The sequence below is a fragment of the Pseudomonas sp. R2-60-08W genome (genome assembly GCF_003852335.1).
Classification (GTDB): domain Bacteria; phylum Pseudomonadota; class Gammaproteobacteria; order Pseudomonadales; family Pseudomonadaceae; genus Aquipseudomonas.
Map to the genome: position 1 here is coordinate 2,440,075 of NZ_CP027731.1, position 21,455 is coordinate 2,461,529.

General features: G+C 60.7%; 19 protein-coding genes. 4 read left to right on the forward strand and 15 right to left on the reverse strand.

Features of this window, described 5'->3' with window-relative positions; genetic code table 11:
• Positions 1-85 precede the first annotated feature (85 nt).
• Positions 86-1,402: a xylose isomerase gene (xylA, locus tag C4J90_RS11205; RefSeq protein WP_124366686.1), complete on the reverse strand. Its 1,317-nt coding sequence runs from the start codon at positions 1,400-1,402 to the stop codon at positions 86-88.
• Positions 1,403-1,541: 139 nt separating this feature from the next.
• Here xylA and C4J90_RS11210 point away from each other — a divergent pair, with 139 nt between their 5' ends.
• Positions 1,542-2,717: a XylR family transcriptional regulator gene (locus C4J90_RS11210; protein ID WP_124409595.1), complete on the forward strand. Its 1,176-nt coding sequence runs from the start codon at positions 1,542-1,544 to the stop codon at positions 2,715-2,717.
• Here C4J90_RS11210 and C4J90_RS11215 read toward each other — a convergent pair.
• The 4 genes from C4J90_RS11215 to C4J90_RS11230 all read right to left on the reverse strand — a co-directional run bounded on the left by C4J90_RS11215 (position 2,714) and on the right by C4J90_RS11230 (position 8,212).
• A complete protein-coding gene (locus C4J90_RS11215) occupies positions 2,714-3,979 on the reverse strand; it encodes a carbohydrate porin (protein WP_124419774.1) in 1,266 nt (421 codons plus the stop codon). The genes C4J90_RS11210 and C4J90_RS11215 overlap by 4 nt on opposite strands.
• A gap of 57 nt (positions 3,980-4,036) precedes the next feature.
• Positions 4,037-6,445: a glucose/quinate/shikimate family membrane-bound PQQ-dependent dehydrogenase gene (locus tag C4J90_RS11220; protein WP_124419775.1), complete on the reverse strand. Its 2,409-nt coding sequence runs from the start codon at positions 6,443-6,445 to the stop codon at positions 4,037-4,039.
• A 181-nt stretch (positions 6,446-6,626) separates the two neighbouring features.
• The gene (locus tag C4J90_RS11225; protein ID WP_124362445.1) at positions 6,627-7,670 is read right to left on the reverse strand and encodes an LLM class flavin-dependent oxidoreductase; all 1,044 of its coding nucleotides are present in this window, start codon (positions 7,668-7,670) and stop codon (positions 6,627-6,629) included.
• A 56-nt stretch (positions 7,671-7,726) separates the two neighbouring features.
• Positions 7,727-8,212, reverse strand: coding sequence for a flavin reductase family protein (locus C4J90_RS11230; RefSeq protein ID WP_124362446.1), 486 nt, complete (start codon positions 8,210-8,212; stop codon positions 7,727-7,729).
• A gap of 317 nt (positions 8,213-8,529) precedes the next feature.
• Between C4J90_RS11230 and C4J90_RS11235 the strand changes: the two genes are divergently transcribed.
• The gene (locus C4J90_RS11235) at positions 8,530-9,936 is read left to right on the forward strand and encodes a cytosine permease (protein ID WP_124419776.1); all 1,407 of its coding nucleotides are present in this window, start codon (positions 8,530-8,532) and stop codon (positions 9,934-9,936) included.
• A gap of 195 nt (positions 9,937-10,131) precedes the next feature.
• On the opposite strand, the gene C4J90_RS11240 is transcribed toward C4J90_RS11235, so the two are convergent.
• The 5 genes from C4J90_RS11240 to ribBA form a co-directional block, all read right to left on the reverse strand.
• Positions 10,132-11,286, reverse strand: coding sequence for an ABC transporter ATP-binding protein (locus tag C4J90_RS11240; protein ID WP_124362448.1), 1,155 nt, complete (start codon positions 11,284-11,286; stop codon positions 10,132-10,134).
• A gap of 17 nt (positions 11,287-11,303) precedes the next feature.
• A complete protein-coding gene (locus tag C4J90_RS11245) occupies positions 11,304-12,113 on the reverse strand; it encodes an ABC transporter permease (RefSeq protein WP_124419777.1) in 810 nt (269 codons plus the stop codon).
• Positions 12,114-12,119: 6 nt separating this feature from the next.
• Positions 12,120-13,037, reverse strand: coding sequence for an ABC transporter permease (locus C4J90_RS11250; RefSeq protein WP_164484582.1), 918 nt, complete (start codon positions 13,035-13,037; stop codon positions 12,120-12,122).
• Positions 13,034-14,059, reverse strand: a complete 1,026-nt coding sequence (locus C4J90_RS11255) for an ABC transporter substrate-binding protein (protein ID WP_124362451.1) — start codon at positions 14,057-14,059, stop codon at positions 13,034-13,036. The genes C4J90_RS11250 and C4J90_RS11255 overlap by 4 nt, the downstream gene beginning before the upstream one ends.
• 179 nt (positions 14,060-14,238) lie before the next feature.
• Positions 14,239-15,345, reverse strand: a complete 1,107-nt coding sequence (gene ribBA, locus C4J90_RS11260; RefSeq protein ID WP_124362452.1) for a bifunctional 3,4-dihydroxy-2-butanone-4-phosphate synthase/GTP cyclohydrolase II — start codon at positions 15,343-15,345, stop codon at positions 14,239-14,241.
• A 69-nt stretch (positions 15,346-15,414) separates the two neighbouring features.
• Between ribBA and C4J90_RS11265 the strand changes: the two genes are divergently transcribed.
• Both C4J90_RS11265 and C4J90_RS11270 read left to right on the forward strand, forming a co-directional pair.
• Positions 15,415-15,708, forward strand: a complete 294-nt coding sequence (locus tag C4J90_RS11265) for a DUF1330 domain-containing protein (protein WP_124362453.1) — start codon at positions 15,415-15,417, stop codon at positions 15,706-15,708.
• Positions 15,709-16,153: 445 nt separating this feature from the next.
• Positions 16,154-17,674: an MFS transporter gene (locus tag C4J90_RS11270; protein ID WP_124419778.1), complete on the forward strand. Its 1,521-nt coding sequence runs from the start codon at positions 16,154-16,156 to the stop codon at positions 17,672-17,674.
• A 93-nt stretch (positions 17,675-17,767) separates the two neighbouring features.
• Here the strand turns inward: C4J90_RS11270 and C4J90_RS11275 are convergent, their stop codons facing one another.
• The 5 genes from C4J90_RS11275 to C4J90_RS11295 form a co-directional block, all read right to left on the reverse strand.
• The gene (locus tag C4J90_RS11275) at positions 17,768-19,069 is read right to left on the reverse strand and encodes an IS4 family transposase (RefSeq protein ID WP_124420475.1); all 1,302 of its coding nucleotides are present in this window, start codon (positions 19,067-19,069) and stop codon (positions 17,768-17,770) included.
• A gap of 135 nt (positions 19,070-19,204) precedes the next feature.
• Positions 19,205-19,768 carry an NUDIX hydrolase gene (locus C4J90_RS11280; RefSeq protein ID WP_124362455.1) on the reverse strand — a complete coding sequence of 188 codons (564 nt, stop codon included), beginning with the start codon at positions 19,766-19,768 and terminating at the stop codon, positions 19,205-19,207.
• 2 nt (positions 19,769-19,770) lie between these two features.
• On the reverse strand, positions 19,771-20,523 hold the full coding sequence (locus tag C4J90_RS11285) for a GntR family transcriptional regulator (RefSeq protein WP_057721964.1): 753 nt from the start codon (positions 20,521-20,523) through the stop codon (positions 19,771-19,773).
• A gap of 23 nt (positions 20,524-20,546) precedes the next feature.
• Positions 20,547-20,954, reverse strand: a complete 408-nt coding sequence (locus C4J90_RS11290; protein ID WP_124419779.1) for a carboxymuconolactone decarboxylase family protein — start codon at positions 20,952-20,954, stop codon at positions 20,547-20,549.
• A 13-nt stretch (positions 20,955-20,967) separates the two neighbouring features.
• On the reverse strand, positions 20,968-21,453 hold the full coding sequence (locus C4J90_RS11295; protein WP_124362457.1) for a flavin reductase family protein: 486 nt from the start codon (positions 21,451-21,453) through the stop codon (positions 20,968-20,970).
• Positions 21,454-21,455: the final 2 nt, after the last annotated feature.

Consider the following 21,455-nt stretch of genomic DNA (forward strand, 5'->3'; position numbering starts at 1 on the left):
AGACACCTCGGTATATCAGGTAAACCGCAGAACCTGTAGACGGGGCCGCTTCGCGACCCAGCGGGAGCAAGCTCCCTCGCCACAGTCAGGTGTAGATAAATCGGTTCACAACCCCCTCCAGCATCTCCTGCCGTCCACTCACGGCCTGCGGGTCCAGTTCGTTGGCGAACGCGTGTTCGGCCAGGGATTGCAGGCTGAACTCGCCCGCCAGTACGGCTTTGCCCAGCGGCTGGTCCCAGCCGGCATAACGCTGGTCCTTGAACTGCTGCAGCCGGTCGTTCTGCACCATCGCCGCCGCACGTTCCAGGGCCAGCGCCAGTACATCCATAGCCGCTACATGGCCATGGAACAGGTCCACATCATCCAGGCTCTGGCGGCGCACTTTTGAATCGAAATTGTAGCCGCCGTTCTTGAACCCGCCGGCCTTGAGAATCTCATAGGTGGCCAGGGTCATTTCCTCGACGCTGTTGGGGAATTGGTCAGTGTCCCAGCCGTTCTGCGGGTCGCCACGGTTGGCGTCGATGCTGCCGAAAATCCCCAGGGACACGGCGGTGGCGATCTCATGATGAAAGCTGTGCCCGGCCAGCGTCGCGTGGTTGGCTTCGATGTTCACCTTGATCTCGTGTTCCAGGCCGTACTCATGCAGGAAGCCGAACACCGTGGCGCTGTCGTAATCGTACTGGTGCTTGGTCGGCTCCTGGGGCTTGGGCTCGATCAACAGGTCGCCCTTGAAGCCGATCTTGTGCTTGTGTTCCACCACCATGCGCATAAACCGGCCGAGCTGTTCACGCTCGCGCTTGAGGTCGGTATTGAGCAGGGTTTCATAGCCTTCACGGCCGCCCCACAGCACATAGTTGGAGCCCTTGAGCCGCAGCGTGGCATTCATCGCGCTGAACACCTGGGCAGCGGCGTAGGCGAACACCTCTGGGTCGGGATTGCTCGCGGCACCGGCGGCAAAGCGCGGGTTGCTGAAGCAATTGGCGGTGCCCCACAGCAGCTTGATACCGGTCTGTTCCTGATGACGCTCCAGGTGATCGACCATCTGCGCAAAGTGGTTGCGATATTCCTTGAGCGAGCTGCCTTCGGGCGCCACGTCAGTGTCGTGAAAACTGTAGTAATCGATGCCCAGCTTGGAGAAGAACTCAAAGGCCGCATCCGCCTTGCCGATGGCCAACTCCATCGGATCACCGCTGCGCTGCCACGGTCGCTTGAAGGTGCCCACGCCAAACATATCCGCCCCCGGCCACACAAAGGTGTGCCAGTAACAGGCGGCCATGCGCAGGTGCTCACGCATGGGTTTGCCGAGGATCAACTTGTTGGCGTCGTAGTGGCGAAAGGCGAGAGGGGCGTCGCTGGCAGGGCCTTCGAAGCGAACCTGCTCGACACCGGGGAAGTACGGCATGGCGTTTTCCTTATTGTTCTTGGCGGTGTCTGGATACTAGCAACGGCACCGGGGCTGCTGATTATGAAAATCACCAAGGGATGGTGCGATTTTGTGCAGTCAGGTCTAGTCTGTCTCAACCGGCCCCAGGACAAAAACAATGAAAACCCTACCGCCCGTTCACCGCATCGCCTTGCTCTTCAATGGCAGCAAAATCTACGACCGCGGCATCATCGCCGGCATCGGCAATTACCTGAGCAGCACCCGGGCGTCCTGGGATTTGTTTCTGGAAGAAGATTTCCTCTGCCGGTTGCGCGGCATCGAGCGTTGGCAGGGCGATGGCATCATTGCCGACTTCGATGACCCGCTGATCGGCGAGGCGTTGGCCGGGAGCCGAATACCGGTGGTGGCGGTGGGCGGTTCGTATGAGGACGCCGGCCAATACCCCAAGGGCATTCCCTATGTGGCGACCGATAACCATGCCTTGATGAAGTTGGCCTATGAGCACCTGATCGAAGCCGGGCTGACGCGGTTTGCCTGTTTCAGCCTGCCCGAAGCCCAAGCCAATCGCTGGGCACAGGAGCGTGAGAAGGCGTTTCGCCGCTTGATGCAGCGCGATGGCCTGCACGTCGAGGTGTATCGTGGCCTGGGCACCAGCGCGCCGTTATGGGACAGCGCGGTGGAGCAGCAGATCGCCTGGCTGCACAGCTTGCCCAAGCCCATCGGCATTATTGCGGTGACCGATGCCCGCGCTCGGCAACTGCTGCAAGCCTGCCTGACAGCAGGCATTGCAGTGCCTGAGGAAGTGGCGCTGATCGGTATCGACAACGACCCGCTGACCCGCACCCTGACGCGGGTGCCGCTCAGTTCGGTGATCCAGGGCACCGAGACCATGGGCCGCACCGCCGCCGCGCTGCTGCACCAGATGCTGCATGGCAAACCCTGTGCCGGTACGCAGGTGCTGGTGCCGCCGGACGCGATCAACGTGCAGGCCTCCAGCCTGCATCAACCGTTGGGCAATCCCTATGTGATGCAGGCCCTGCTGTTCATTCGCCAGTATGCGTGCCAGGGCATCAAGACCGCGCAGGTGGCGGCGTATGTCGGGGTGTCGCGTTCATCGTTGGAGTCGCACTTTCGCAAGGTGCGCGGGTGCAGCGTGCACGATGAGATCCTGCGCTTCAAACTTGCCGCCGCCGCCAAGGGCCTGGAAAACCAGGCGCTGGCGATTGCCGATATCGCGCAGACCTGCGGGTTCACATCGGCGCAATACCTGCACACGGTGTTTCGCCGTGAGTACGGGTGTACGCCGAGGCAGTACCAGCAAGGCGTGGCTTAGAACACCGCCTTGACTTGCAAACCCAGAATCAGCGCATCGTCGATGCTCTGCCCGGAAAACGCGCCGGGTTCGATGATGTATTGCACGTCCGGCCGCAGGGTCAGCCAGGGCGTGGCCTGATAGCCATAACTGAGTTCGATCAACTGCTCGGCGCTGTCGAGAGCCGGGTAGGGGCGGTCGGCATTGAATGCCGCAAGCGCCTGCACGTCGCGACTGCGCGGGTTCGGCACTGCGCGGCCATAACCCAGGGCGACGGTGTCACGCGGGCGGCCCTCGAACGGTTTGTACAGCACCACCCCGGCGCCATACCACTTGCTGAACGGTGACGCCGCCTCGCTGGCCGCCGAATACTGACCGAAGGCGTGCAGGCTGCGGCCCTGGGATGACCGGGAAGCCCATACGGCCTGGTCGATCAACAGGTAGTGGCCGCCGCGACCGCTGACCTCCTTGTCGCTGCCGATGCGTTTTACATCGGAGCTGTCGTAGTAGTAACCCAGCTTGTATTCCCCCGGCAGGCTGCCGGCGTGTTTGTAGATCAGCTCGATGGGCACCACGGTGCCAGTGGTGTGCTTGGGCCCCAGGTGCCAGGCGCGGCTCGAGTTGCCGTTGCTGGACGGGTCGACATTGAACGCCGCCACGCGCAGCTGCCAGTTCGGCGAAATATCGTATTTCACGCGGGCGCCCAGGTGCGCATTCGGGTAGTTGGCCCAGCCGCTGCCGCCCGACATGTTCAGCGGATGCCCGCAGAAACCGGCGTTCATGAAATTGCACAGGATGCCGCTGTCCAGGCCGCCGAGGTCATTGCCCATGGCCGTGTAGCCGAGCTTGACGTTAAGTGCCGGGGTGAACAGCGTACGCTCATAGCTCAGTTCGGTGAGGCGCGTATACAGGCCGCCATAATTTTCCTGGATCGGCAGGCGGTTGCCCACCAGGTCATCGGAGGCGCTGTTGCCGCGCCGGTCGTTGATGGTCAGCTGGATGCGGTCGCCATGGGTGAAACCGTAGAGCTTGCCCAGGTCGAACTGCACACCGAGTTTGAGGTTCTGCGAATAGCGCGCCGAGCGATGCTGGCCGCCGTGGGCGTTGTAGGCGGTCTCACCGCTGTAGTCGCCGGTAAAACGCACGCCGCGTTCGTCGAGTTCGCGGCGCAGGCCGCCCCAGTCGCCGGTCAGGGTGGTGTCGTCGGCCTGGACGGGCAGGGCGGCAACAAAGGCCAGGCCCAGCACCAGGCGCCCAAGGGCGATATGAGAAGTAGGGTTCATGGGGGGATTTTCCAGACACAAAGCGCGGTGCGGGCGCACCGCGCGAACAGAGGGTGGTTACGGCAAGGCGTAGGCGATCACGTAGTCGCCACGGTCGGTGGACTGGCGCGCACCGCCGGCAGTGACGACGATGTATTGCTTGCCGGTTTTCGGTGACACGTAGGTCATCGGGCCGCCCTGGCTGCCGACCGGCAGGCGGGCTTTCCAGATTTCATCACCGTTGCCGCTGTTGAAGGCGCGCAGGTAGAAGTCCTGGGTGCCGGCGATGAAGATCAGGCCACCCTGGGTCGACAGCGTACCGCCGAGGGTCGGCAGGCCTACTTTGATCGGCAGGTGCATGCGGATGCCCAGGGGACCGGTGTCTTCAACGGTGCCCACCGGTACTTGCCAGGCGATTTTTTGCGTCTTCATGTCGATGGCGGTCAAGGTGCCGAACGGCGGCGCCTGGCACGGAATGCCGGCCACCGACAGGAAGCGGTTCTTGTTCACCGCATACGGCGTGCCCTTGAGCGGCACGGCGCCCATGCCGGTGTTCAGCGCTTCACCCCCGGACGCCGCCAGGGCCTTGTTCTGCGACGGAACCATCTGGATCCACAGGCCCAGGCGCATGTCGTTGACGAAGATAAACCCGTGCACCGGATCGGTGGAAATGCTGCCCCAGTTCATGCCGCCCAACGAGCCCGGGAAGCTCAAGGATTTATCGGTACCCGGCGCGGTATACAGGCCATCGTAGCGCATGCCCTTGAAGTCGATGCGGCACAGCAACTGGTCATAGGGCGTGGCGCCCCACATGTCCGATTCAGTCAGCGTCTGCGCGCCGATCTGCGGCATGCCCACTGATTTGGGCTGGGTGGGGGAATACGGCTCATTGGGAATGTTCGCGGCTTTCACCGGCACTTCCTGCACGTCGGTCAACGGCTTGCCGGTGGCGCGGTCGAGCACATAAATCTGCCCGGCCTTGGTGCCGATTACCACCGCAGGTACGGCCTTGTCGCTGCCTGGCGGGGTGAAATCGATCAGGCTCGGTTGCATCGGCAGGTCGAAGTCCCACAGATCATTGTGAACCGTCTGGTACACCCATTTCTCTGCGCCGGTGGAGGCGTCCAGCGCCAGTACCGAAGCGCCGTATTTGTGATTGAGCTCGGTGCGCTCAACACCGTAGATGTCGGTGGATGAGCTGCCCATCGGCAGGAAAACCGTGTTCATCAGCGGGTCGTAGGACATCGGCGCCCAGCTGTTCGGGGTGCTGCGCACGTAGGTGCTGCCGTCGGCCGGCGCCTGCTTGTCTTGCGGGTTGCCGGGGTCGAACGCCCAGCGCATCTGGCCGCTGATCACATCGAAGCCACGGATCACGCCGCCCGGCATATCGGTTTGCACGTTATCGGCCACGCGTCCGCCCACCACCACGGTGGTACCGGCCATCAACGGCGCGGAAGACAATTGGTAGTAGCTGTCCGGGACATTACCCAAGCCCGCCTTCAAATCCACCTGGCCGTGGGTGCCGAAGTCTTCGCAGAATTTGCCGGTGTCGGCATCCACGGCGATCAGGCGTGCATCGATGGTGTTGGTCAGCAGGCGCCGCTGGCATTGCGCACCGGCGGGCACGCTGGCGGCGATCACCGGCGAACTGTTCGGTTGGGTCGGCGGGGCAATCGGCGCAGTCGCGTCGAAGTAGGCCATGCCACGGCATCGCTGCCACACCGCCGATTGGGCATTGATCTCGTTCTTCCACAGCTCCTTGCCGGTGTCGGCGTCCAGCGCGATGAGGTTGTTGTGCGGGGTGCAGATGAACACTTTGTTGCCGATCTGCAGGGGCGTGAGCTGGTCTTCGGCGCCGTTGCCGTCGCTGATGGCCACGTCACCGGTGCGGTAGGTCCAGGCGACTTTGAGCTTGTCGATGTTGTCGCGATTGATCTGGTCCAGCGCGGCGAAGCGGCTGCCGCCTTCGGTGTTGCCGTAATGTGCCCAGTCTTTTTGGGCATCGGCGGCGGCCACCGGGGTGATGCCAGGGCCGGCACCGGTCGGCGCTACGCTTGGGTGAGCGACGAACATATTGCCCGCCGCCACCGCCGCGCCCAGCGCCAGCACGGCAGCAACGCCATACGCGCCCCGCGCCGGTTTGCCGACCAGCAATGGATAGACCAGCGCAACCACGATGCCGATCACCGCGAACATGAACAGTCGCGAGAACAGCGGCCAGTACACCAGCCCTACATCCGCGACAGCCCATACGGCCGTGCCGACCAGGAACGCGGCGAACCACCACGCGCCCGCCGACTTGCGCCGGGCAATCAACAGCCCGGCAATGGCCATGACCACGCCACCGACCAGGAAGTACCAGGAACCTCCCAGGCTGACCAGTTTGGCGCCGCCGACGGCGAGCGCAAGGCCGAGCAGGGCGATGATTACGCCCAGGCCCAGCAGAAGAAAACGTGAGACGCCAGCGGCGCGCGATGCTCGTTTCATGTCGAAAAGACTCGAGTGAGAGAGGGCAAAGCACGATTTTAGCAAGATAAGTAACTGGTTAGTACATTGTGCGGCGCAATAGACTGTTACCGATGCTGCGATGATGGCCTGAGGCCAAAAGAATGTGGAGCGGGCAAGCCCGCTCCCATGATGTGGTTGATGAGCGGGCGCCTGCAGCCGGTCAACGAAACGCGGGCATCACCTGCTCAATAAACAGTGCTAGGGACTTCTTTTTCTCGGCATGGGGCAGGCTGTTGTCGCACCAGAAACTGAACTCATCCACGCCCAGTTCCTGGTAGTACCGAATGCGCGGGATGATCTCTGCTGCGGTGCCGATCATTGCGGTTTTGTGCAGGCTCTCCAGTTCGAACTCTGGGCGTGCGGCGAACTTCTCTTCCGGGCTTGGCTCCAGGAAACCATTGACCGGCACGTTCTTGTTGCCGAACCAGGCATCGAAGGTGCGATAGAACTTCGAGATCGCCTTGGCCCCGACTTCCCAGCCTTGCGGGTCATCAGCGGCGTGCACGTGGGTGTGACGCAGCACCATCAATTGCGGGCGGGGCACGCCAGGGTTGTTGTCCAGGGCGGCCTGGAATTTGTTTTTAAGGTCCAGGACTTCTTCGTCGCCCTTCATCAGCGGCGTGACCATGACGTTGCAGCCGTTGGCCACTGCAAAATTGTGGGAGTCGGGGTCGCGGGCGGCGATCCACATCGGTGGGGTGGGCTGCTGGATCGGCTTGGGCACGCTGGTGGAGGTGGGGAATTTCCAGATGTCGCCGTCATGGGCGTAGTCGCCTTTCCAGAGGGCGCGCACTACCGGCACCATTTCGCGCAGGGCCTGGCCGCCGCTCGAGGCGGGCATGCCGCCGGCCATGCGGTCGAATTCCACTTGGTAAGCACCACGGGCCAGGCCCACTTCCATGCGTCCATTGCTGATCACGTCGAGCAACGCGCATTCCCCTGCCACCCGCAGCGGGTGCCAGAACGGCGCGATGATGGTGCCAGCGCCCAGGCGAATAGTGGTGGTCCTGGCCGCGAGGTATGCCAGCAGCGGCATTGGACTTGGCGAGATGGTGTATTCCATGGCGTGGTGTTCGCCAATCCACACGGTGCTGAAGCCACCGGCTTCGGCCATCAGGGTCAGTTCGGTCAAGTCTTCGAACAACTGACGGTGGCTGACGCTTTCATCCCAGCGTTCCATGTGTATGAACAGCGAAAATTTCATGACGCATACCTCGGATCTATTGTTATTTTCCGCAAAAAAACGGGTTCAGCGGGGTATCAGGCAGGCACCGGCAGGGTACCCATCTTGCCGTGGCAATACACCAGGGGCCCATTCGGCTGTGTGGGAACGATCAGGTTCTTGACCGAGCCAACCATGATTGCGTGGTCGCCGCCTTCGTATTCACGCCACAACTGGCATTCAATGACCGCCGTGGCGTTGGCCAGGATCGGATTGCCCAAAGCACTCAAGGTCCACTCGATGCCCTGGGCCTTGTCCTTGCCTTTGCGCGCAAAGGCATAGGCTTCGCTTTGCTGCCCGCCGGACAACACATGGATGGCGAAGCGCTTGTTCTTGATCAGTACGGGGTAGGAGTCAGAGCTGTAGTTGGGGCAGAAGAGCACCAGGGCCGGGTCCATGGACAGCGAGCTGAAAGCACTGGCGGTGAGGCCGACGATTTGCCCGTCGTCGTCCAGCGTAGTAATCACGGTGACCCCGGACGGAAACGAACCCATCACTTGTTTGTAGATGGCGGCATCGATCATGAGATGGTCCTCTGCTATGAAGCGGTTTTTTAAATTTATAGGTCTGATGGTATACCGTAATACAGTAGTTGCAAGGGCTTTTTTGGATAGGCGATAAACGTGTCTCTGACCCACCAAAGCCCTCTATTACCGGGGTTTATCCTCTGGTAGCGGTCTTTCCAGAGCCGGGATTACCAGATCAGAGGCGGGCGAAAAAAGCGAATCAATCTTGTTAAAAAGTTGGAATACCATAATATGGTGTTCATCTGAGGCGGCTGTAGAGCTCCCCTCGGTTGGCGTCAAACAACTATAAGATCAGACAAACGCGAGTTATTCCTATGCCTCAGATGTCCCGGCAAGACCCCCTGATCGAGCATCACACGGTCGATTACGTCCCCCTCGCAGAGCGCCACGGGAAGGCCCGCGACCTGTTCACCTTGTGGTTCAGTACCAATATCGCGCCGCTGCCCATCGTCACCGGCGCGATGGTGGCCCAGGTGTTCCATCTCAACCTGCTGTGGGGGTTGCTGGCGATTGCCCTCGGGCATCTGCTGGGCGGTGTAGTGATCGCCCTTGCCTCGGCCCAGGGCCCGCGCATGGGCATCCCGCAGATGGTGCAGAGCCGCGGCCAGTTCGGGCGCTATGGCGCGCTGCTGATCGTGTTTTTCGCAGCGCTGATCTACATCGGCTTTTTCATTTCCAACATCGTGCTGGCCGGCAAATCCATCGTCGGCATCGTGCCCTCGGTCCCGGTGCCGGCGAGCATCCTGATCGGCGCTCTCAGCGCCACGGCCATCGGCGTGATCGGCTACCGCTTTATCCATACCTTGAACCGCATCGGCACCTGGGTGATGGGCAGCGCGTTGCTCGCCGGTTTTGCCTACATCTTTGCCCATGACCTGCCGGCCGACTTCCTCACCCGCGGCGGTTTCAACGCCGCCGGATGGCTGGCCACGGTGTCGCTCGGGATCATCTGGCAGATCAGCTTCTCGCCCTACACCAGCGACTATTCGCGTTACCTGCCGGCGGACATCGGCATCACCCGACCGTTTATTGCCACCTATCTGGGCGCAACGCTGGGCACCATCCTGTCGTTCGCCTTCGGCCTGGTGGCAGCGCTGGCGACACCGGAAGGCACCGAAGCGATGGTCGCGGTCAAACAAGCCACGGGCGCGCTGGGGCCGATCCTGATGGTGCTGTTCCTGCTCAATATCATCAGCCACAACGCACTGAACCTGTACGGCGCAGTGCTTTCGATCATCACCTCGATCCAGACCTTCGCCAGCCACTGGACCCCCGGCATCAAGGTGCGCGTGGTGCTCTCGGGTATTATTCTCGCCGGTTGCTGCGTGGTGGCGCTGGGCGCGTCGGCGGACTTCATCGCGCAATTTATCGGGCTGATCCTCGCGCTGTTGCTGGTGCTGGTGCCGTGGGCCTCGATCAACCTGATCGATTTCTACGTGATCAAGCGCGGGGTGTACGACATTGCCTCGATCTTTCAGGCGGATGGCGGGGTGTATGGGCGGTTTAACCTGCACGCGATCGTGGCGTATTTCATCGGGATCATCGTGCAACTGCCGTTTGCCAATACGTCGTTGTATGTGGGGCCCTGGGCCAACCTAGTGGACGGCGCGGACTTGTCATGGCTGGTGGGGTTGGCGGTGACGTGTCCGTTGTATTACTGCCTGGCGACACGCAAGCACACGCAGAAGGTCCGTGCGGTGAAGCTGGGTTATTCGGACTGATCATCACGTCAAATCAGATACCCGGCGCTTGCCGGGTATTTTTTTGTAGTCGGTTTTTCCTGGCGAGGTAGTCTGGATCATTTGGTACAGACTTGATACGACGCTCCGATGGCGGAACTGCCAGCTACAAACTAACTGACGGATATTTCGCTATCGGGAGCCAGCCGCTGCCACATGAAGTCTTACAAGGCAGGCTCAGTGCGCTCCGGCCGCCTTATTCAAATCACTCTCGGCCCACTCCGTATACACACACGCATCCGCCGTGGCCCAACGCACCCGCACCGGATCGCCGGCCTTGAGCGGCATGCCCGCCGCCGAGAGCGCCTTGACCGTCATCGAAGTACCGCCGAGGGTCTTCACTGCGCAGGTCTGGCTCTCGCCCAGAAACAGCACCTCCCCGACAATCGCCGAGACCTCATTCCAGCCTGCGGCCAACGGTTGCTCGATGGCCTGTTCGACGCTCAGCGCCAGGGCCTTTTCCGGGCGCACCATCAGCAATACATCCTGCTCGGTTTGAAGGCCGCTGGTCAGGCGGATCGACAGCGACTGGCCTTCGAACGACGCTGCCGCATTGCCCTGGGCCTTGAGCTTGAGGAAGTTGGAATTGCCCAGGAACGAGGCGACGAACGCGTTCGGCGGGTTCTGGTACAGGTCGAAACCACTGCCCAGGCCGACGATTTTGCCGTGGCTGAAAATCGCGATGCGCTGTGACAGACGCATGGCTTCTTCCTGGTCGTGGGTCACGTAGACGATGGTGATGCCCAGGCGTCGGTGCAGCTGGCGCAGTTCGTCCTGCAGGTCTTCACGCAGCTTCTTGTCGAGGGCACCGAGGGGTTCGTCCATCAGCAGGATGCGCGGCTCGTACACCAGCGCACGGGCGATGGCCACTCGCTGTTGCTGGCCACCGGAGAGTTGCGAAGGGCGGCGATGGGCGAACGGTTCCAGCTGTACCAGCTTGAGCATGGCGTCCACGCGTTTCTCGCGTTCGGCGCTGGCCAGTTTGCGGATGGCCAGGGGGAAGGCGATGTTGTCGCGCACCGACAAGTGCGGAAACAACGAGTAGCGTTGAAACACCATGCCGATGTCACGCTTGTGCGGCGGCACGTTGACCAGGGATTGCCCGCTCACCAGGATCTCGCCGCTGCTCGGCGTTTCAAAGCCGGCGAGCATCGACAGGGTGGTGCTCTTGCCCGAGCCGCTGGAGCCGAGGAAGGTGAGGAACTCGCCGTCCTGGATGTCCAGGGAAATGTTGTCCACGGCGGCAAAGTCGCCGTAGTACTTGTTCAGGTTACGCAGGCTGACCAGGGGTTGGCCGGAATTCTGCGCGACATCTTGGATCACTGCACTCATGTTCTGCTCCTGGGCGCTTAGGCGTTGGTTTCAGTGCGCCGACGAAGGGCGGCGGCGATCACCATGACCAGTACCGACAGGCCGATCAGCAACGTCGAGGCGACGGAGATCACAGGCGTCAGGTCCTGGCGCAGGGTGGTCCACATTTTGACGGGAAGGGTTTGCAGGGTTGGGCTGGCCATCATCACGCTGAGCACCACTTCGTCCCACGAGACGAGAAAGGCGAACAGCGCACCGGCGACCATCCCTGGGCGAATCGCCGGGAAGGTCACCTTGAACACCGCCTGCACGCGCGAGGCGCCGCAGATCACCGCCGCGTCTTCAATTGACTGGTCGAACAGCTTCAGCGAGTTGATGATCGAGATGATGGTGAACGGCAGCGCGACAATCACATGGCTGACCACGAAAGCGAACATCGTGCCGGTATAGCCGAGCTTGAGGAACAGCGCGTACATCGCCACGGCGATGATCACCAGCGGCACGATCATCGGCAGGGTGAACAGGCCGTAGAGCAACTCGCGGCCGGGGAAGCGTCCGCGCACCAGGGCAAAGGCGGTCGGCAGCCCCAGCGCGACGGCGAACAGCGTGGTCAGCACCGCCACCTTGAGGCTGGCCATCGCCGCGCTCATCCAGTCGGGGTTGGAGAAGAACTGGCCGTACCATTTCAGTGTCCAGCCCGGTGGCGGGAACACCAGCCATTGCGACGAGCCGAACGACAGCAACACGATAAACACGATCGGCAACAGCAGGAACAGGCCAATCAAACCGGTGGTGGTGTAGAGGCCCAGGCGCATCCTGCGACTCATGGCGTTGGGGGTCAGGAGCATGACGGCTTACCTCGCGTTGCTGGCGCCAACCGGGGATTCCGGCTGGAGCTTCAGGTAGAAGTAGAACAGCACCAACGTGATGAAAATCAGCAACGCCGCCCCGGCACTGGCCAGACCCCAATTGAGGAACGATTGCACCTGTTGAATGATGAACTCGGGCAGCATCATGTTCTGTGCACCGCCGAGCAGAGCCGGGGTGACGTAGTAACCGAGGGACATCACAAAAACCATCAACCCGCCGGAAAACAACCCCGGCCGGCACAGCGGCAGGAACACCCGGAAGAAGTTGGTCCACGGGCTGGCGCCACAGATGGAGCCGGCCTGCAGGATCATCGGGTCGATGGCCTGCATGGTCGCCTGCAGCGGCAACACGATGAACGGAATCATGATGTAGCTCATGCCGATCACCACGCCGGTGAGGTTATGCACCATCTCCAGCGGTTGATCGATGATGCCCATGGCCATCAACGCCTTGTTGATCACCCCCGAGGCCTGCAGCAATACCAGCCAGGAATAGGTGCGGGCGAGTAGGCTGGTCCACATCGACAGCAGCACGATACTCAGGATCCAGCGGCCCCAGCCGCGCGGCACGAGGGTAATCGCCCAGGCGAGCGGAAAGCCCAGCAGCAGGCTGAACAGGGTCACCAGGCCGGCCACTGAAAAGGTATTGAGCAACACCCGCGCATAGGCCGAGTTGGCGAACAGCTGTTCATAGTTGCCAAGGCCCGGTACCGGCTCCAGCACGCCGCGCAGTAACAGGCCGATCAGCGGTGCCAGGAAGAACAGGCCGAGGAACAGCAGGGCCGGGATCAAGGTGCTCGACCCCCGCCAGCGTTGCGCCAGGGATAGCGCCCCGGCCTTGTGGGAAACCGCGTCGGCAGCGCCGAGGGCGCTCCCGGTCGGCGTGGTTGCCGTCATTTTCATTTGACTAGCCATTCATTCCACCGTGTCGCAATGGCCGGACCGTTCTTGGCCCAGTAGGCGAAATCGAGGGTGATCTGATCCTTGGCGTACGCCGTCGGTAGGTTGGGCGCCAGGACCGAATCCAGGCGCTGCACGCTGTCGATATTTACCGGAGCGTAGGCGGTCAGGTTGGAGAAATCCGCCTGGCCCTTGGCGCTGCTGGCACTGACCAGAAACTTCATCGCGGCCGCTTTGTTTTTCGAGCCTTTAGGCACCACAAGAATGTCGGCCATCACCAGATTCTGTTTCCAGCTCACGCCCACTGGTGCGCCATCTTCCTGCAAGGCGTGAATGCGGCCGTTCCAGAACTGGCCCATGCTGACTTCGCCGGAGGCCAGCAACTGTTGCGACTGCGCACCGCCGCCCCACCAGACGATGTCTTTCTTGATGGTGTCGAGTTTCTTGAAGGCGCGGTCCAGGTCCAGGGGGTAGAGCGTGGCGGCGGGTACGCCGTCGGCCAGCAGCGCCAGTTCAAGCACACCTGGGCTTGGCCATTTGTAGAGGGCGCGTTTGCCGGGGTAGGTCTTGGTGTCGAACAAGGCGCTCCAGTCCTGCGGTTTGCCGGTGCCGAGCTTGCCTTCGTTGTAGCCGAGCACGAAGGAGAAGAAGAACGAGCCGACGCCATGGTCGGAGACGAAACGCGGGTCGATCTTGTCGCGCTCGATCACCGAGAAGTCGAGGGGCTCGAGCAGGCCTTCGGCGGCGGCGCGCAGGGCGAAGTCGGCTTCGACATCCACCACGTCCCACTGTACGTTGCCGCTTTCGACCATGGCCTTGAGTTTGCCGTAGTCGGTGGGGCCGTCCTGAACGACGGTGATGCCGCTGGCCTTGCTGAAAGGATCGGCCCATGCCTGCTTCTGCGCATCCTGGGTGCTGCCGCCCCAACTGACGAAGTTGACACTTTCCGCCGCCAACGCCGCCTGGCTGGCCACGCTCAACAAACCCGCGAACAGCACCGCGGTTGCACCTGTGTTCAACACCATTTTTACGCCCTCATTGTTGTGTTTATGAGCGGGGCTTTGGAGTGCCCGCCTGTCGGGAGCAATCGGTCCGGGTGGCCTGATTCAGGTTGTCCGGCCTATGGAATATCATATTATGGTATTCCAAGCTTTGCGCAAGCACTTTGCCATACCGGCTATCCGCCGACGCTGGGTTTCCAGCCTCAGGTGAAGGGGATGCTTTCCACGACTTCCAGGTCGTAACCGGTCAAGCCTGCGTATTTCAGCGGTGGTCCGAGGTGGCGCAGTTTGCCCACGCCCAGGTCCTGCAATATCTGAGCGCCAGTACCCACTTCCGAGTAAATCCGTGACTGGGAGCGGCTGAACTGACGCGGCGCCTGGGTCAACTGCGGTACGCGTTCCAACAGTGCCTGGGACGACTCATGGTTGGCCAGCACCACCACCACGCCGCTGCCTTCTGCCGCCACGCGTTGCAGGGCGGCCCACAAGGTCCAGTTGGACGGCCCACTGTAGTCGGCGCCGACCAGGTCGCGCAGCGGGTCGATCACGTGCACACGGACCAGTGCCGGTTCATCGCGGCGCAGTTGGCCCATGACCATGGCCATATGCACGCCGCCGTCGATGCGGTCTTCAAAAGTGATCAGGCGGAAGGTGCCGTGCACTGTGGGCAGGTCGCGTTCGCCGATGCGTACCACGGTGCGTTCGGTGCTGAGGCGGTAGTGGATCAGGTCGGCGATGGTGCCGATCTTGATCCGGTGCTTGCGGGCAAAGGCTTCCAGATCAGGTCGGCGGGCCATGGTGCCGTCGTCGTTCATCACTTCGACAATCACCGAGGCCGGTATGTGCCCCGCCAGGCGCGCCAGATCGCAACCGGCTTCGGTGTGGCCGGCGCGGGTCAGCACGCCGCCATCCCTGGCGCGCAGCGGGAAAATATGCCCCGGCTGCACAATGTCGGCGGGGCCCGCGTTGATGTCCACAGCCGCCGCCACGGTGCGTGCGCGATCGGCGGCGGAGATGCCGGTGGTCACGCCGGTGGCGGCTTCGATGGACACGGTAAACGCAGTGCTGAACACGCTGCCATTGCTGGGCACCATCTGCTCCAGGCCCAGGCGTTGGCAATGTTCATCGGTGAGGGTCAGGCAGATCAGGCCCCGCGCTTCACGGGCCATGAAGCTGATAGTCTCGGCGGTGCAGCACGCTGCAGGCAACAGCAGGTCGCCTTCGTTTTCCCGGTCTTCGTCGTCCACCAGAAGCACCATCTTGCCCTGGCCGTAGTCTTCGAGGATGTCTGCGATGCTGTTGAAGGGCATGGGGAGTGCTCTGTTTGTTGGTTATATGTATTATGGTATACCACAAATTCTAAGCAAGAGGATGTCTCGATGAAGGCCTATTGGATTGCCCATGTGGATGTGTCAGATGCAGAGCAATACACCCAGTACACCCAGCGCGCCCCGGCTGCTTTCGCGAAGTTCGGCGGGCGATTTCTGGCCAGGGGCGGGCGCAGTGAGGCGCTGGAAGGCGGGCCGGCACGGCAGCGCAATGTGGTGATTGAGTTTGAGAGCTATGAGCAGGCGGTGGCGTGCTATGAGTCTGTGGAATATCAGGAGGCAAAGGCGCATAGAGCGGGGGCGGGAGAGGCGCAGATCATTATTGTGGAAGGGCTGGCGCCCTAGGTGCCAAGTGTATGCCAATCAGATGCAGGAGGCCCATCCACAGTAACCTGCATTCAAATTCGAAATGAAAAGGCGACCTTTCAAAAGTCGCCTTTTTGTCATTGCTCGCATTTCTTGCTCGGCTGCCTGCGGCGCGCTCTGCATTTTTTTGCTCGCGGTCTTAAGCAGTGGCCGCCATCACAACCAGAATCAATAGCAAGTATCGGTATTCAGCGATCCGTATCAGGACGACTTGAGTTCGCTCAGCCGCTTTTTATGCGCGAGGAGAATTAAGGTGGGTAAGTTCTTACAGAAAATTCAGAATTTGTTTTGAATCTATGTGGGTTTGTAACAGCAATACAATGTGAAACAAATACTTCATGGTCTCGCAGCCTTACAAATTATAAAAAGCTCAGCATGCTCCTACAGGGGGACGGTTTTACGATTGTTTTATAAGGAGCCGATGATGTCATTGACGGCGGAAGATGTAACGCAGCAACCACGCTCCAGCCGGTGGATAGCTTTAGCAATATTGATGCTACCGGTCCTGCTCGTGACCGTGGATAACACTGTACTGGGTTTTGCCCTGCCGAAAATCGCTGAAGCCTTGCATCCCAGCGCCAGCCAGCAGCTATGGATGATTGATGCCTATTCATTGGTCTTGGCCGGGCTGCTCATTTCCATGGGTAGCCTGGGTGATCGCAAAGGTCATCGAAAACTGCTGCTGATCGGCTCATTGGGATTTTGCGTAGTCTCCGTCATGACGGCTTACTCCGGTAATGCCGCGCAATTGATCGCCGGGCGCGCCTGCATGGGGATCTTCGGGGCCATGTTGATGCCTTCAACATTAGCCTTGATCCGTGCACTTTTTGAAGACCGGGAAGAGCGGCGGCTTGCCGTGGCTATTTGGGCAACGACCTTGACGGTCGGTTCTGCACTCGGGCCTTTGATAGGCGGTGTGCTACTGGAGTTCTTCAGCTGGGGATCGATTTTTCTGCTGGCGGTGCCGGTGCTGGTGCCATTATTGGTCCTCGGACCGTTGCTGTTACCCGAGTCTGAGCCAGATGGGTCGGGGCCGATGGATACCATAAGTACTGTGCAATCGATGGTGGCCCTCGGTGCGCTGGTGTATAGCATCAAGCACATCGCAAGTGCTGGTCCGGATGTGTTGGCACTGGTGGCCTTCAGTGTTGCTCTCGTCATCGGCTGGCTATTCGTGCGGCGGCAACTGCGCCTGCCAACGCCGTTGATGGACCTGAGCCTGTTTCGCAACAAAATGTTCAGCGGGTCGGTGGCCATCAACCTGATGAGTCTGGCGTTTCTGATCGGTTTTATGTTTTTTTTCACTCAGTTCCTGCAAATCGTCCTGCGGATGTCTCCCCTCAACGCCAGCCTGGCGCTGATACCGGGCCAGGTTATGGCTATCGTCGTGGGGCTGCTGATAGTCCCGGTCGCCCAGCGAGTATCGGTCATTGTTTTGATTCCAATTTTGCTGGGTCTTATTGCTGCAGCCTTTTTGCTGGTTGCCGGCCTTGGTAGCAGCCTGATGGTACTAGTGGTGGCATTTGCCTTGCTGAACATTGGAGTCGGCGCCATCGCCACGGTATCCAACGACGTGGTGCTGTCGGCCGTCCCCTCCACCAAAGCTGGAGCGGCTTCAGCCATCAGCGAGACTGCCTATGAAGTGGGTGTCGTGCTCGGTACCACCGTACTCGGCGGCATCGTCACCGCAAACTACCGCGGCACATTACAGTTGCCGGACTTCCTGACACCGCTGCAAATGCACTTGGCCAGCGAAACATTGGCAGGTGCCCACGCGGTATCGGCAACATTGACAGGAGATCAAGCCAATGAGGTGATGTATAACGCCACACGAGCATTTGAAGGCGGTATCAGTTTGATGGCCTGGGCAACTTTCAGTTTGGCGGTGCTGGCGATCCTCATTGCCAGGTGCACATTGAAAAGCCCCAAAGCGGCTCCGGTATAGTGTAAGGAAGGAGCAGTGATCATTTTCTTGGTACTGTTATCGGGAGCAACGCGAATCGTCGCACCGCGCCTGCCACATTAAGACCCAGCCCTTTCAAGGTCTTTTGATTTTAGCGGCCTTGAGCACCCGATCCGTCGACACATGGGCATTCGCGGCTTTGCCTTCCAGCCATTCCTTGGGTTTAGGCACCTTCGGCCCCCGTTTGCTCTTGACGACCGCTTTGGGCTGGATATTTCGAGCAAGTGCAAGCAGGTACTGGGCCAATCCCTCTGCGGGGATAGGGATGGATAAATATTCTGGCAAAGCTATTTGCATTCCCTCGTAACCGCTGCGTACCTGCACCGTCAGGTGGAAAATCGATGCCTCCCAATCGTCGGGCAAAGTCTGGCGATGAGCCTGCTCGACGCTGCGTTTGAGCACGGCCAGAACGTTGTAAGCCAACACGGCTGATGCAAATCCCAACAGGGCTGCTTTAGGGTTGCCCAAGGTTTCGATTTCACTGTCCAACACCGCTTCCAGGCGCTGGAACATCCCTTCAATGCTCCAGCGACGGCGGTACAAATCGGCGATTTGCTCAGCACTGATAGAGTCGGGCAAGTTGCTCCAGAACAGCAGCGTGGTGTCGCCGGATTCGGTGGGGTTTTGCAGGCTCAGTTCGACTCGCCGCCACTGGCGTCCACCTTTTACTTCGATGATTTGCTCACGCACGCTGCCTGCCGCGACCGCAATAGGCAGCTGCCAGTCGCTTTCCTTAAGCAGGCGTGGATGTTTGCTCTGTTCGCGAATGATGAACGAGGCCCCGGTATCTTCGCAGGCCTCCATGACTGGGAGCGTGCAGTAGAGTCGATCAGCCATCCACAGTTGCCCCGCGTTGGCCTTTTCCAGCAACGGCAGCACGCTGACGCGTTCGCTGGCATAGGCATCTTCACAAGGCTGAAGATCAACGACCTGGTCCAGATCGGGGTCGTAAACCACAACGGAAAAACCAGGCCGGGCGGCGCCTCGTTCACGGCGCAAAGCGCCCAGACGCTTTTCGCTGGAAGGCAGGTGGTTACCGTCAACGACCCGTAGTTGCCAGCCAGGCAAAATGGCTGTGTGCCCCAGTTCTTTTATCGTCGGTGCCAAACGCTCTGCGCTACCGGTAACCAGGGCGCGCAGTAGCGCAGGCTCTGTACGACTGACCTTGTCATACAGCGCCGCCAAGCTGACAGGAAGATCTTCCATCTGTCGCGCGGCGGCATGCAGCGAAGGTCGCAAACCCAATGAAACAAGGGACATCAGTTCAACGATGGTTGAAAACAAAAGCTCTCGTGGGTACTGCCGCTGACGGTGCTCTTCGAACACCTGGTCGACCCACTCAGCAGGAACAGCCTGCTCCAATACCACTCTGGTCATGACACTGGTCGGTGCTTTTTTCTCAAACCGCGCTAGAACCTCTGCCCACATCGCTTTCGTCACCCTGATCGGAGTTTTGCGGGATTTTATCAAAGACCTTGAAAGGGCTGACATTAAGACCGGTTTGGCCTGGGCTCAGCGCATGAAGTGGATTTTGCCGCTGTCATCATTCCCCATGTAGATGCCATACACCCCAGCCTGGCGTTCCTCGATGTAACGCTCGAGGATCTGCCGGATCGCCGGGTAATAGATGCTGTCCCACGGAATGTCCTCGGGGGCGAAGAATGTGTAGGCCAGGGTTTCCGGGCCGAACTGGCCGGTGATCTCCAGCGCGATGGCGCGGAAGATGATGTACACCTCGCTGATTTTCGGCACGCTGAAAATCGAGTAGGGCGACACGATCGCGGCGCGCACGCCGGTCTCTTCCCAGACTTCGCGCAACGCCGCTTCTTCGGTGGTTTCGCCACCTTCCATGAAGCCCGCCGGCAGCGTCCAGGTGCCGGGGCGTGGGGGGATTGCGCGCTGGCACAGCAGGTATTTGCCGTCCTGCTCGATGATGCAACCGGCGATGATCTTGGGGTTGATGTAGTGGATGTAGCCACAGTCCCGGCACATCAGGCGCTCGTGGGTGTCGCCCGGTGGCAGTTGGTGACCGAGGTCACGGCCGCCGCAGGTCGGGCAGAAGCTGGGGCAGGGCACGATCAGTGACCTATGCGCGGTTCTTTGAGCGCGATAGGCAGGGTGATCTCGGGGAGCTTGCCGGTTTCTTCCTGTTTGCGCTTGAGGTAATCCAGGGCCACGGCTGCCGCTGCACGCACGTGATCGACGCAGGCTTGGTGGGCTGCCAGGGGGTCACCGCTCTTGATCGCCTGAACCATGCGTTCCATTTCCTGGTTGCTGGCGCCACGCCGGTTTTGCTGGGACACAGACGTCGCGCGCAGGTAGCTGATACGCGCCTGCAACTGGCGCAACTGAGTGGCGGCCACGTGATTGCCGCAGCCTTCGAGCAACACATCGTAGAAGCCCTGCACGGAGTCGATCACTTGCTGCAGTTCGCCTTCCTTGAGAGCCTTGCGGTTTTCCTCAAGGGCTTTTTCCAAGGCCTTGATGTCCTTGGCCTTGGCGCGCAGGGTGAACAGCTGCACGATCAAGCCTTCGAGCACGCAGCGCAGTTCATAGATATCGACGGCATCGGCCAGGGTGATGATCGCCACCTGCGGGCCCTTGGCATCGGCGAATTCCACCAGGCCTTCGGACTCCAGGTGGCGCAAGGCTTCGCGCACCGACGTGCGGCTGACACCGAGGCGGTCACACAGGTCGCGCTCCACCAGGCGGTCACCGGGCAGTAGCTGGAAATTCATGATGGCGCTGCGCAGTTTCTCCAGCACGATTTCGCGCAGGGTGACCGGGTTGTGATTGACCTTGAAGCTATCGTCGAGGGGCGCGCGTTTCATGGGGTCTGCTCTGAATGTAGCGGTTAACTGGAGGCCTCGGCATCGGCATCGGCATCGGCATCGGCTTCGGCGAAGGCTTCACGGGCCAGCCGGAAGCTGTCCACAGCAGCGGGAACCCCGCAGTAAATGCCGACCTGAAGCAGAATTTCGCGTATTTGTTCACGACTCAGCCCGTTGCGCAAGGCGCCACGCACGTGCAGCTTGAGTTCGTGAGGCCGATTGAGGGCCGAAATCATCGCCAAGTTTATCATGCTGCGTTCTTTAAGCGACAAACCCTCCCGGCCCCACACATGGCCCCAGCAGTACTCGGTGACCATCTCCTGCAGCGGTCGGGTGAAGTCGTCGGCGTTGTCGATTGAACGCTGTACATAGGCTTCACCCAAGACCTGGGTACGAATTTTCAGGCCCTGTTCATACTTGTCGTTGCTCATGGTTCAGCGCTCCTCAGGCCAGGGTCGGCAGTGGGCCCAGCTTGCCCTTGTGATAGATCATCGGCGTGACCGGCTGTGTGGGCAGGATCAGGTTCTTCACCGCACCGACAATGATCGCGTGGTCGCCGCCGTCGTATTCGCGCCACAACTCGCACTCGATGATGGCCGTGGCGTTGGCCAGCAACGGGTTGCCCAGCTCGCTGAGGTACCACTCGATGCCCTTGGTCTTTTCTTTGCCTTTGCTGGCGAAGGCATAGGCTTCGGCGGTCTGGCCGGCGGACAGCAGGTGGATCGCGAAGCGCTTGCTGTCGCGCAGAATCGGGTAGGTGTCCGACGCGTAGTTGGGGCAGAACAGCACAAGGGCCGGGTCGATCGACAGCGCACTGAAGGCGCTGGCGGTGATGCCGACGATGCCGCCGTCCGGGTCGAGGGTGGTGACCACCGTGACGCCCGAAGGAAACGAGCTCATGACGTCTTTGTAAATGCCGGGTTCGATCATGG